The following is a 12,681-nucleotide window of genomic DNA, read 5'->3' on the forward strand; positions in this document are numbered from 1 at the left end:
TGTCCGCAGCGGCAGCTCGCAGACGAACGATGGCGCCTAGACTTGCTTCTTCTCAGACATTCTCTTTTGGGCCTTGTTGTTCGATTGGTACTCCACTCAGCCGTTAGAAGACAGATGGATGCATAAATTCAACCCCTAACGGGAAAAATCCGAACCCGCCTTATCCCCCTGTCTGAAGCCAGGGGCTTGCGGCGGCCGCATCCGGTCAGTTCGTCAGCAGTAGAAACTCACCGAAAAGACTCAGAAACGGCTCAATACCAAGCTTGAGTGTCTTAGGTGTCTACGGCTTTCAGACTGGGGGAATGTCTACGCTTCATGTTACTCGTTTAGGAGTTATTGTGGATTTGCTATTTTTAGAAGTTTGTGAAGGTTTTCTCTACTCCCCAAGGCAATAAGTGTCATTCCTGGACAAAGTACGGTTTTCCCACCTACGGAGTGGGTCCAGGTTCCGTCGGGCAGTTTGCATGCAAGAATGGTGACATTCAAATTGTTTCGAATTTGAGACTGAGCCAGAGTTTGACCGACAAGGGAAGAGCGCTTATCAACCAAGATTTGTTCAACAACAAGCTCTGTACCTTCCACATTGGCAACTTCGCAAAAAAAGTCAGCGACTTCAGGGCGTACTAGCATCGACACAATTCTCCAAGCAGAGACTTTTTGGGGAAGTAGCACTCGGTTTGCCCCCGCTTTTATCAATTTATCTTCAAAGTTCTTCGAAGAGGCTCTTGAAACAATTTGCAAAGAAGGGTTGAGAAATCTAGCTGTCAATACAATCAAAATATTTTCCTTGTCAATAGAAGTAGTCGCGGCTAGTCCGGCGGCCTCCTTTATTTTTGCTTCGCATAGGATTTCCTCCTCTGAGCCGCTTCCAAGGATTGCTAGCTCTCCAGAAGCGGTTAAATGAGCAATTTTTTCTGGATCAGTGTCGATAATCACATAGCTTTGTCCTTCTGATTTAAGCTCTTCGACGACATATCTGCCGGTTCTTCCATAGCCACACACGATATAATGGTTCTTTAATTGTTGAATCATCTTTGTTCTCCGTTTTCTCTCAGCATTTTCTTTCCATTCTCCGGAGGAAAAATAAGCTAAAGCACTCGAAGCTGAGTAGCCAGCCAAACTAACTCCGCAGATAATGAGAAAAATGGTAAATATTTTTCCCTCAGGAGAAAGGGGGACGACTTCTTTGTATCCCACCGTACTTAAGGTAATAACGGTCATGTAAATGGAATCAAGAAGCGATATTTTTTCAATGAACTTGTAGCCAATAGTACCGAGGAAAAGCAAAAGAATGAGAATGGAAAAAGCGGTCTGAAATTTTTTAGAAGAACGGTGTTGGGGATCGGTGTAGGGCACAGATTTTTTTTTCTACAGGAACAAATTATAACACAGGAGCATCTCCCCAGAGCTTTTCGAGTTCATAAAAGGCTCTTTCTTTTTCAGTAAAGACATGGATGAGGAGTGGACCGTAATCGATGATGATCCAGTGGCTTTTGGGAGAGCCATCGATATGGATCGGTTCAAGACGAAATTCTTCACGGATTTTTTTCTCCAGTTCAAAAACCAGCGCTTTTAAGTGAGGTTCAGAAGTTGCTGTGCAGACGACAAAAAAGTCGACAAAAGAAGAGATCTGCCGTAGATCTAAAACGAGGGGATCGAGCCCTTTTTTTTCCAGAATAATCGTTTTACATCTTTGAGCCAGCCTTAGATTGTCCCTTTCTAAAGCGGTGTGAGAAGAGGTAGGCGCAATGGGGTCAATTTTGTTTAAAACAATATCCAGAACTGCCTTATTTTTCCTAATGGCTTTTCTTTGACTCATGAGACAATGCTCTTTTATGACAAAAAGAAAAACGAAGTTGCTGAGAATAGAAACAATACAATCTATCAAGCCTTTTGTTCATTATCGGTTTTATTTGGTAGATAGATCGAATGTTTTTTAATATAACGAAAAACCGCACTTGGTAAAAGATGAATTACAGGAAGATTTTTTTTCACTCTTTCACGAATTTCACTAGAAGATATATCAATATATCTACTTATTGGCAAGCTCCTAAGATAACTCTTTTTTTCGAATGGAAAACCAGCCCTAGGGACTACAATAAATGTAACGATTTTGATAAGCTCAGCAAACTCTTTCCATCTTGGAAGTTCTTGGACTTGATCCGAACCAATAATCCAGAATAGCTCGATCTGTTCAAAGAGCTTTTGGAATGTCTTTGCCGTGTGGATAGAATAAGAAGGAGCAGGGCTTTGCAATTCAAAGGAAGAAAGTTCAAAGTTTTTGAATGGTTTGATTGCAAGCCGGATCATTTCTAGTCGGTCTTGAGCTGAAGCAATAGGATTGGTTGTTTTGAATGGGGAACGAGCGCAAGGCATGAAGATGATCTTCTGCAGAGCCATTTGTTCAAGGCAATCCATAGCGCTAATCAAATGACCATGATGGATAGGATCAAAGCTTCCGCCAAATATCGCTATCCGTTGTGCTGACATATTTCTGATCATAAAAGAGTCATTAAATTATAATTGACATTTCCTTTATAAGTTGGATTTGTTAGTCATTGTTATTGTTCTTGTTTGAAAATTCATAAAAAGCGGGCCGTGGCGCAGCCTGGTAGCGCGCTTGCTTGGGGTGCAAGAGGTCGCGAGTTCAAATCTCGCCGGTCCGATTGTTATCTTGTTTTATTTCTTTCTCCATTTAATATTTTTTATTATTATTGCTTATAAATTTCATTTATTGTTTTTAAACTTTTTGAAAAAAACCCCAACGCTTCCTTTATTTAGGCTATGAAAACCATGGAACGTTACCAAGTAGAAAATTATCCGGATATAGAAAGAATCATTCAGTTCGATTTTGTACGAGCAACAGAAGGAGCTGCTTTAACTGTTTACCGGTGGTTAGGCCGAGGAGAAAAAGAAAAAGCGGATGCTGCAGCCTCAGATGCTATTCGCGGTATGTTTGATCTTATGGATATCCGCGGAGAAGTTGTCATTGGCGAAGGTATAAAAGACAAGGCTCCAGGTATATTTAAAGGAGAAAAACTTGGCCGATGGACTGAAAATGCGCCTTTATATGATATAGCCGTTGATCCAATTGATGGAACTACCAATGTTGCTAAGGGTAGCGGAAGCTCTCTGTCTGTTATCGCTGCTGCTTCCCCTGAACCAGGAGTTGAGTGCGCTCTCTTGGATATCCCTTGTTTTTATGTCATGAAATTGGCTTATGGGCCACAGGTCAAAAATTATATCCGGTCCTTAGGGGTTGATTGTCTGAAACTCACAAGTCCTGTTGACGAACTCCTTCCGATCATTGCTAGAGGGCTGAGAAAAAGATTAACTGATCTGGTTGTATGTGTGTTGGATAGACCTCGACATGAACGACTAATCAAAGAAATACGGTCTATGGGCTGTGCCCTTCGACTTATTAGCGATGGGGATGTGACTGCTGCGATGTTGCCTTCTTTGCCGGCAGGAGGAATCGATGTGTATATTGGGATTGGAGGAGCGCCAGAAGCGGTACTTGCAGCAGCAGCAATCAAATGCCTGGGAGGAGAAATCCAGATTATGGTATGGCCAAAAGATGAAACAGAAAGACAATTTTTAATCGAGCAGGGTTGGGAAGACCGTCTCAATCAGATTTTCTATACTGATGATTTGGCCAAGGGAGGCAACATTATTTTTTGTGCTACGGCAATTACTGATTGTCCAGGCATTCCAGGCGTTCGGTTTACAGATAAATATGCCATTACGACTTCCCTTTTAATGAGGGCCAAGAATAGAACCATAAGAAAAATAGAGACTTATCACAACCTCAACTACAAAACTATTCGGCTCCGGAGCGAAATGGGAGAAAAGCTTGTCAGCACGCCAAAATTTAATGACATCCTCTAGAGATCCAGTGAGGCTTTTTCTATAGTAGAGTCCCCCAATAGCTACTTTGCAAGGGCTTACTTTTTTTGGTCTTTTTTCAACAAAGCTATACGCGCTCTTTCTAAAGCAGCACGTTCGGATTTCGTTAAACTGCCTATACCGCTTTTAGCAATTTTATCCAGAATGGCATCTATTGTTTCGTCTTCCTCGGTTTTTTTCTTATTATAGGCAGAAGGGGACTCTGAGGCCTTCGGTTTTTGTGCCTTCCGTTTAGCCATTCCTATTTTGAAAGAGGATAAATACTGTAGGATTTTTCTCCCAAGGATCGAATAAGTGGCAATCGCCACTGAACTCCAACACCAAAAGAGATGGATCCAAGACTTAGAAGCGATGTCGATTAACGAAAAAAGAGCAAGGAAAATAATGGCCACCCATTTTGCCTTGATGCCAAGAAAAAGCTCAGAGGAGGGGAATAAACAGGTGTAGGCAATGAATAAAGAAAAATGAATGAGATCTGACCCATTCATAATTCCACGGATTGTTGGATCAATAGCTGAAAGACCTAAAGAAAAGACAGCAGGCAAGAAAATAAGCGAAAAATAAAGAAGCAGATATTTAAGTCTTCCTAGAATGTGTTCAACATCATGGCCAAACCAGTAGAGAACCAGCATGTCAAGGGCGAATGCCAGAGAAGGGGTATGGACCCAAGGGTAAGTTAAGAGTTGCCAGAGCTTGGTATGGAGGAGTACAGCGCGCGTATTGAAAGAAAGTTCCACAAACCAAGAAGAAAAATCTAAAGCGGCAGCGAATACCCCAATAATAAAACAGACACAATGAGCAAGGATCAGAACACCGGTGACATACACCGGTCTGTTTTTCACCCAGAAGAGGGGCTCGCCGCTCTGTTCGTTGGACCAGTACGGCATGTTCATAATTTTGCTCAATATTGGATGATAAACAATCTTTTTCTCTTTAAACAAAACTGTAAAGTGGGATTTCTTTTCTCAATCTATTTTTTTTCTAAGGTTTGAGCAGCACAAACATCTGGTTATTTCCTCTCTGGAGGAAAACGGCCACACTTTCTGTTGCCGGAATCTGATTGATCAGCTGCAGGAATTCAGCGACCGAACGGACCTTAATTGGGGCACTTCCAGGCCTTCTAATTTCTTCGATAACATCTCCTGGATAAAGTAAGTCAAAAGCCGGATAGCCTTCTTCTACATCGACAAGATAAATGCCAGTAGCTTTAGGACTCAGAGATAACCGTGATCTTAACGTTGGATCTAGATCGACTACATGAAGACCGCCAAAGACATTTTGAAGATCTCCAGTGACAGTCACTTTCCATGACGGATTGCCTCCAGATTCATCGTTAGCGCCACTGGCAATATTTTCTGGCTGTTCGGTAATTTCCACATAGATCTGATGTTTTTGTCCTTCTCGGTAAAAAACGATAGGAATTTTGCTGCCTGCTGGGGATTGAGAGACAGAAATTCTCAGTTCGGCAGGATCCTTAACAGGGGTCTCATTGTACTTGACGATGATGTCTCCTCGTTGTAGGCCTGCTTTCGAAGCGGGGGAATGAGGTTCGACTTTCGTAATCAAAGCCCCTTCAGAAGTAGGCAAGCCAAAGATTTGCTGTAAGTCTTCGTCTACTTCCTGAGTTTCCACTCCAAGAAAGCCACGAATCACTTTCCCTTTGGTCAGGAGACTTGCATAAGCGAACTTTGCAAGCTTACTTGGAATGGCAAAGCCGATGCCATTAGAACCACCGTTTCCAGAATAGATTGCGGTGTTAATTCCAACAAGCTCTCCCCGGACATTAATTAAAGCTCCTCCAGAATTGCCTGGGTTAATAGCGGCATCCGTTTGGATAAAGTCTTCGTAGCTTGTGGAAGAAAGGGTGGGGTTCCTTCCTTTGGCACTGACGATACCACGGCTTACAGAGCCTGTAAGGCCAAAAGGATTGCCCACAGCAAAAACTTGCTCTCCAACTTGTAAGGCATCAGAATCCCCCCAATTGAGTACCGAAAGGTGCTGGGCAGAGATTTTTAGCACTGCTACATCTGTTGGAGAATCGATTCCCAAAAGCTTGGCTTCGTAGCGACGACCATCGAAAAGTTGTACTCTGATTTCTCTGGCGTTTTTCACTAAATGGGCGTTGGTTAGAATGTTCCCATCATCGCTCAGAATAATGCCTGAGCCAAGAGATGTTTCTTCATCCATGGGGGGTTTTTTCCAAGTTTTTCGTTTTTTTTTGGTCTCTTTTTGATTCCCATCCTCCAAATCCGTAGAACCTTCGACAGGCCGTGCAGAAAAAATATTGACCACAGCCGGTAAGGCTTGTCCAATAATCCTAACGTATTCCTCATTAATGGTCTCAAGGAGATTATTGCGGAATACCCCGATTTCTTTCGGATGAACGGGTAAAGCTCTAGCCACTGGAACTTCAACAGTAGTAGGCGGAGCTGATTTTTGAGAGCTCGAAGAAGTTGGTTTAAAAATTAAAAAAGCGGACAGACCTATCAATAGACCAACAAGCCCTGCAATCAAAAAACCAGAAAGGGTAAGAAGAAATTCTCCCTTTTTTGTTTCCCTTGGCATGAAAGTCATAATATGGTTTGGTTTTTCTGAAAGTAAATAACTTCAAAATAATATATACTGAGAATTTTTTTATGGTATAACAGATATTAAGGCATTGATAAATGAATTTTATGTTTCCAACAGATCGAGATTTTCTTCGTTTATATATTTACGAAGTTTGACATTGACCAGAAGATCAGGGTCTTCCGAAAGTATTTTGAGAGCTTGTTGCCTTGCAAGCAAAAGCAGGTTTTCTTGAACGATGGGATCGGCAGTGAGGTAACTGCTTTTGCCACTTTGAAGGGATCCAAAAAACTCCCCCATGCCTCGAAGCTTCATGTCTTCTTTGGCAATTTCGAATCCGTCTCTGGAGTGTTCTAAAATTTTAAGCCGCCTCCTACTTTCTGGAGTTGGGTTGTCGGCAATAAGAATACAATAGGAAACCGCTGGACCTCGACCAATCCTCCCTCGCATTTGATGAAGCTGAGCCAGACCAAAACGATCAGCTCCCATGACTAGCATGATTCGCGCATTGGGAACGTCAATGCCCACTTCTATGATTGAGGTGGCGGCTAGCAGTGCAATTTTATTCTTTCTAAATGACTCAAAGACTGGCTCGCGTTCCGAAGGATCCATTTCTCCATGGACCATTCCAAGGGGAAAGTCAGGAAAGAGTTTTTTGAGTTCTTCAAACCCTTTTTCCAATGACTGTCCTACATATTCCTTCGATTCATGGATTGTAGGATAGACTACATAGGCTTGAGCGCCTTGCCGTAGCTGATCCTTGATAAATTCCCATATTTTTGGAAGGGCATCTGAAGAGCGAGTTTTGGTGATAATCTTTCCACGGTTAGAAGGAAGGGCATCGAGAATAGAAAAGTCTAAATCACCATAGAGCGATAAGGCCAGTGTTCTGGGAATAGGAGTTGCTGTCATCGTCAATATGTCAGGATAGATCCCTTTTTTGGCAAGGCTGCTGCGCTGTTCAACTCCAAATTTATGCTGCTCATCGATGATAATTAAACCAAGGGATTGTGGATCGAAAGAGCGAAAGAGTAAGGCATGTGTTCCCACAAAGACTTTACCTGGAAGAGAAGCCAACGAACGATCTTTTTCAAATTGGGGAAGATTGTCTTTATAGGAAACGTCTAAATCGGTCTTTTGTCTGGATTCCTTCCCTACATAATAAATGGGAATAGACATGGAGTGTAGCCAATTTTTTAAGGTCAGAAAATGCTGGCTAGCTAAGGCTCCGGTAGGCGACATAAACAAAACATCTTGTCCTCTTTCGACTGTTTTTAAGGCAGCGTAAATGGCTACAAGGGTTTTCCCTGAGCCAACATCGCCCATAAGAAGCCTATTCATGGGTGTGGGAGCTTCTAAATCTTGATCGATTTCTGAAAAGGCTTTTCGTTGAGCAGAAGTTGGAACAAAAGGGAGGGAAGCTAAAAAAGCTGGGCAAAGGGACAGACGCTTAGGCGGCCTTTGGATTTTGATTTTTGATCTAGCTAATTTTCTGTAGGCCATTCGAAGCTGTTCAACGAAAAATTCATGATAGGCGATTCGTTCCCTGCATTGTTGAGTCTGATCGAGAAAGTCGGGAAAATGCACTTTGTGAATGGCGAAGGAAAGGGTAGGAAGTTTAAGTTCCTCAGGTATTGAATAGGGATCGGTAGATTCAGGATTAATTTTCTGTAGCTGCTCTTGGATGATCTCTCTTAAGACTTTTTGGGAAAGACCAGAGGTTGTCGAATAGATAGGAACAATCCGACATAAGTGTAGAGAAGCTAAAAGCTCTTTTTCCTCTTCAAAAGGTTCAACTTCCGGCTGCCACATCGTCCATTTTCCTTTGTATAGTCGCGCTGTTCCATAGACAGCAAGTTTTTGGCCCACTGAAAGGTAATGTGGTAAGGTTTTCCAAAACCAGATGCAAACCAGTTGTTCTCTCTGGTCGCTTAAAGAAAGAAGATTGATCTTAACAATTGCTCTGGCCTTAAGGTGTCCTTTTTGAACAGCCCTGATTGTCCCTTTAAACAGTAGAGCTTCGTTTTCAGCCACCTCAAATAAAGATTTTTGCTCCCTGCGGTTCTCATACCGAAAAGGCAAATAAAGAAGAAGGGTTTTTTTAGAAACAATCCCAAGTTTTTCGAGTAGCCTGGCCCGTTTTGCTCCAATATGGGCTTCCTTTACAAGTTCGTTCATCTCTATTAGTGGAGTTTTAAAATCTAGTAAGAAATGTTTTTTAGTTTCTTATAGGGCACGATCAGCGAAATTTTGTTGGATGGTTTTGAAATGTATTTTAGCGACTTTCCGAAGGGTATCTTTACCACAACGCAACAATATGTCTTTAGCAAGCTGTGCTGCTTTTGAGGAGGCTCCTTTGGGTAATGGCAAGCCGATAACTTGGCTTAATTTTGCCAACTCCTCTACAAAAGTCAATCTTGCTAGGATGGAAGCTGCAGCGACTGCTGGATCCGATTCAGCTTTGGTTTTCTGTTCGAGCAATTGATCCGCTCCGATCCTTTTAAAAGATTGTTGAAGGACCCATGGTTGGGCAAACCTATCACAGAGTACCCTTGGGGAATCGTTGAGTTCCAAGGAGAGTTTTTTATAAACCCAAGCATGTGCCCAAGCTAAAAGCAAATTGAGATTTTTGAATTTTTTTTCGTACAGCTCATTATATCGTAAGGGTGGAAGCGATAAGAGGGCGTACTTGGTTTTTTTCTTTATTTCTAAGGCAAATTGGTTTAACCGTCTTGTGCTTGAGATCCGTTTGCTGTCTTTGATCCCCATTTCGATGAAGTCCTTTGCAGTTTGTGGATCAACAAAAACAGCTGCAATTACCAGAGGTCCAAACAGATCTCCTTTGCCGCATTCATCAATTCCGACATGCGCTTTGAAATATTCAGGATGGATTAGGAACTCATAGCCAATGGTAGCTTGTTGGAGAATTTCAGGTTCTATCACGTTGCGAGAAAATTCCAGGGCTTCTTTACCCTGTACAAGCACCTTACCTGTTTTATAGGCTTGTACCACTACCCCTTTTGATTTGGCTCTAAATAGCCCATGATCAATAGTTGAGAACTCAAAGCCTTTTTGATCTAAGAATGCTTTAAGTTTTTCAATTTGTTTATCGCTCAGAGTGAATGTAAAAGAAGAAGGAGTCATGGAAAATGGTAATAATATAGCTTTTTGGCTAGAAAGAATCGACGCAAAATTCAGAGAAACTTTTCCAGGAAGACTTTTTGAATGGCATGAAGCAAATGCTTATTCTTATCCATGGCGGCAAACCAAAGATCCTTATGCTATCGTCGTTTCTGAATTTATGTTGCAACAAACTCAAGCAAAGACTGTTATTCCTTGCTATTTAAAATGGATGGAAAGATTTGGGGATTGGGAAACGCTTGCCAATGCTTCTGAAGGAGAGGTGCTAAAGGCATGGGAAGGGTTGGGATATTATGCAAGGGCAAGGAATCTCCATAAGATAGCGACAATTGTTTTTTTTGAAAAAAAGGGAATATTGCCATCGGAACCTACAGAACTTTTAAAATTGCCTGGTATAGGGCTTTATACAGCCAATGCGATTGCAAGTCTTGCCTTCGGGAAAAAAACGGTAGCGCTTGATGCCAATGGCATCCGTGTATTGGTTAGGCTTTTATCGATTCATCAACCGATTAACAAAGTAAGGGTGTTGAAGGAGCTTTCCAGAATGGCAATGAATCTCCTTTCAGAGGATAGTGATTTTTCTCTTTTCAATTCGGCATTAATGGATTTTGGTCGGGCAGTATGCAAACCTCTTGCTCCAAAATGTATGATTTGTCCTTTAAAAGAAATTTGTCAAGCTGAGCAGCCCGAACAGCTGCCTTTCAAGCCAAAAAAAAGAATCGAACTGAGAAAAGAAAAGATAGCGATTCTTAGAAAAGAAGATTCTATCTGGTTATATCAAGCAGACTCTAAGACAGGGAGGTACCAAGGCATGTGGCTGTTTCCAAATTTCGATCCTTTTGCCATGGAACAAAAAACCATTCTTTTTTCTCTGCCTGCCTATCTCACTAGATATAAGATCTTCCTTGAGGTGTGCGAAGCAGCCTGGAAGCAAGAAAAGCTCATCCAACCTAATCTTTGGCAGGGAGAGTGGATTAAAGAAGAGAAAATCTCCTTTTTGCCGCTCCCAGCTCCTCATCGGAAAATCTGGATAAAATTAATGGTAGAACGAGCATTTTCTCCGCATCCTAGCTAGAACTTTAGTTGATTTTTGATCTGCTTCCGAATAGAATATAAAATTCTATTATGATTCCGATTATTAATGTTCATGTCAAACAGGTAGAAAGACTGATTTCACCTGCTGAACTCCAAAGGCTCCTACCGATTACGGATAAAACCTATCGAACGGTGCTCGAAGCCCGGGAAATTATTCAAGCTATTTTAGCTGGTGAAGATAACCGTTTTTTAGTTGTCGTTGGACCCTGTTCGATCCATGATCCTAAAGGGGCGATCGAATATGCAAAAAGGCTAAAAGAAATAAGAAAAGAAGTAGAAAAAGAACTCTTTATTGTCATGCGGACTTATTTTGAAAAACCCCGGACCACAGTAGGATGGAAAGGATTAATTAATGATCCTGAATTGGATGGTTCCTGTGACATCGAAAAAGGCTTGAAAATTGCGCGCACTATATTGCTAGAAATTGTAGGGATGGGTATTCCCACGGCAACTGAATTTTTAGATTCAACCACACCACAATATATTTCTGATTTGGTCTGTTGGGCAGCTATTGGAGCTAGAACCATTGAATCGCAATATCATAGAGAAATGGCTAGCGGCCTTTCGATGCCGGTAGGCTTTAAGAACGGGACTGATGGTTCTTTGCAGATTGCATTGGATGCCCTAGGTGCTGCCATGTATCCACATAGTTTTCTTGGAATTGATGAACAAGGAATGACTAGTATAATCCGGACAACTGGGAATAGATGGGGTCATGTCATTCTTCGGGGAGGGAGAACACGGACGAATTATGATCCTGAGAGTATCGAAGATGCGGTTCGTCGGCTAAAAGAAGCTGGTCTTCCTCCTAGACTTATGATTGATTGCAGTCATGCCAACTGCGGAAAACAACACAATATACAAAAGACAGTGTGGTATAGCATACTGGGACAGAGGATTAAGGGGAATCTGAACATTATTGGTGCGATGCTCGAGAGTTATCTTTATGAGGGAAATCAGAAGATTCCAGCCGACCTATCCCAGTTAAAATATGGAGTTTCCATTACAGATCCCTGTATTGGATGGGAAATGACCGAAGCCCTTCTTTTGGAAGGAAGTAGAATGCTCGAAGAAAATAAATTGGCTCTCCAATAAAGAAAAATAGTTGATTGGGCACATAGCCTTGACTTTCGTTGTTTTTTTCTCTTTTTATTACAAAAGAAAATATTTTACTTGAATCCGTGGGGTCTTAGCTCAGTTGGTAGAGCGCCTCAATGGCATTGAGGAGGTCAGGGGTTCGAATCCCCTAGGCTCCACCAAAAACGATTTTCCGCCTCGCTCGGGGTTTCGCTCCTAGTTTCGACGAACATTTCGGCAAGATAATTCCTCGGTTTTTTGAAATCAATTGGCAATTTTCCTGCCTCAAGGCGGCGGTTTGAGTCGATGGTTTTGAGAAAATTTTTCATTCTTGAACAATCTTCTTACAAAATGAGATTTTTGCTTGGTTGGCTTCCAAAACACAATTCCTTGTAAGTTCGAGCCAATGATTGCCTTTTCTCTAAAAATTGGATAAATTTTTCTCTTCCAATTGCCCACCATGAATTCCCTAGGAAATCTGCAGGATTTGGAAACGGTCCAGACGGTAGTGGAGTATTTAGAGAGAAGCGCTTTGGGCTAGCGCCGGGTGGTCTTTACTCGGGGACCGGGGGATGGTCAGTAGGGCCAACCTGGGCTTTCTTTGGAGCCGAGGCCATGGGGTTTTGGTGGGACTTTAGGCGGCGGAGGAGCCCGGAGGTCCTAGAATACCTAGGCCCGAGCACAAGCTCTTCTCCTGGCAGCCCTTCTCTTTCGGAAAGTAAAGACCGAGGCATGCCCGAGGCTCCGGGAGGTCTTCCTGAGGCAGTGGATCTTTGTAGTCGAGAGTGCTCTAGCGGCTGGCTTACGAGCAAGCGATGCGAGAGGCAGCTGTAGCTAAGATTCGGGGAAAAGCTCTCAAGAAGCTCGCTAAGCGGGTAGAAAACGCAAGAGCTT

General features: G+C 42.3%; 10 protein-coding genes and 2 tRNA genes. 5 read left to right on the top strand and 7 right to left on the bottom strand.

Annotated features, from left to right (window positions below; translation table 11 throughout):
- Positions 1-333: 333 nt before the first annotated feature.
- The 3 genes from A7Q09_RS06315 to nadD form a co-directional block, all read right to left on the bottom strand.
- A complete protein-coding gene (locus A7Q09_RS06315; RefSeq protein WP_134390432.1) occupies positions 334-1,356 on the bottom strand; it encodes a TrkA family potassium uptake protein in 1,023 nt (340 codons plus the stop codon).
- Between the two features lie 25 nt (positions 1,357-1,381).
- Positions 1,382-1,819 carry a ribosome silencing factor gene (gene rsfS / locus A7Q09_RS06320; protein WP_134390433.1) on the bottom strand — a complete coding sequence of 146 codons (438 nt, stop codon included), beginning with the start codon at positions 1,817-1,819 and terminating at the stop codon, positions 1,382-1,384.
- A gap of 65 nt (positions 1,820-1,884) precedes the next feature.
- Positions 1,885-2,502 (bottom strand): nicotinate-nucleotide adenylyltransferase, encoded by a 618-nt coding sequence (nadD, locus tag A7Q09_RS06325; RefSeq protein ID WP_134390434.1) that lies wholly within the window; start codon positions 2,500-2,502, stop codon positions 1,885-1,887.
- A gap of 90 nt (positions 2,503-2,592) precedes the next feature.
- On the opposite strand from nadD, the gene A7Q09_RS06330 reads away from it, so the two are divergent.
- Both A7Q09_RS06330 and glpX read left to right on the top strand, forming a co-directional pair.
- Positions 2,593-2,666, top strand: a tRNA-Pro gene (locus A7Q09_RS06330).
- A 118-nt stretch (positions 2,667-2,784) separates the two neighbouring features.
- Positions 2,785-3,888 (top strand): class II fructose-bisphosphatase, encoded by a 1,104-nt coding sequence (gene glpX, locus A7Q09_RS06335; protein ID WP_134390435.1) that lies wholly within the window; start codon positions 2,785-2,787, stop codon positions 3,886-3,888.
- Positions 3,889-3,944: 56 nt separating this feature from the next.
- Here glpX and A7Q09_RS06340 read toward each other — a convergent pair whose 3' ends face one another.
- The 4 genes from A7Q09_RS06340 to rnhC form a co-directional block, all read right to left on the bottom strand.
- The gene (locus A7Q09_RS06340; protein ID WP_134390436.1) at positions 3,945-4,799 is read right to left on the bottom strand and encodes a rhomboid family intramembrane serine protease; all 855 of its coding nucleotides are present in this window, start codon (positions 4,797-4,799) and stop codon (positions 3,945-3,947) included.
- Between the two features lie 88 nt (positions 4,800-4,887).
- Positions 4,888-6,480, bottom strand: coding sequence for a Do family serine endopeptidase (locus A7Q09_RS06345; protein ID WP_134390437.1), 1,593 nt, complete (start codon positions 6,478-6,480; stop codon positions 4,888-4,890).
- Positions 6,481-6,579: 99 nt separating this feature from the next.
- Complete coding sequence (locus A7Q09_RS06350; protein WP_134390438.1) at positions 6,580-8,652, bottom strand: ATP-dependent DNA helicase RecG; 2,073 nt, start codon at positions 8,650-8,652, stop codon at positions 6,580-6,582.
- Positions 8,653-8,700: 48 nt separating this feature from the next.
- Complete coding sequence (gene rnhC / locus A7Q09_RS06355) at positions 8,701-9,618, bottom strand: ribonuclease HIII (RefSeq protein ID WP_134390439.1); 918 nt, start codon at positions 9,616-9,618, stop codon at positions 8,701-8,703.
- Between rnhC and A7Q09_RS06360 the strand changes: the two genes are divergently transcribed.
- The 3 genes from A7Q09_RS06360 to A7Q09_RS06370 all read left to right on the top strand — a co-directional run bounded on the left by A7Q09_RS06360 (position 9,617) and on the right by A7Q09_RS06370 (position 11,969).
- A complete protein-coding gene (locus A7Q09_RS06360) occupies positions 9,617-10,690 on the top strand; it encodes an A/G-specific adenine glycosylase (RefSeq protein ID WP_244228578.1) in 1,074 nt (357 codons plus the stop codon). The two genes, rnhC and A7Q09_RS06360, sit on opposite strands and share 2 nt — an antisense overlap.
- A gap of 50 nt (positions 10,691-10,740) precedes the next feature.
- Complete coding sequence (locus tag A7Q09_RS06365; RefSeq protein WP_134390441.1) at positions 10,741-11,805, top strand: 3-deoxy-7-phosphoheptulonate synthase; 1,065 nt, start codon at positions 10,741-10,743, stop codon at positions 11,803-11,805.
- An 88-nt stretch (positions 11,806-11,893) separates the two neighbouring features.
- Positions 11,894-11,969, top strand: a tRNA-Ala gene (locus A7Q09_RS06370).
- The last annotated feature ends 712 nt before the right edge of the window (positions 11,970-12,681 follow it).

This window comes from Methylacidiphilum sp. Yel (genome assembly GCF_004421185.1).
GTDB lineage: Bacteria > Verrucomicrobiota > Verrucomicrobiia > Methylacidiphilales > Methylacidiphilaceae > Methylacidiphilum.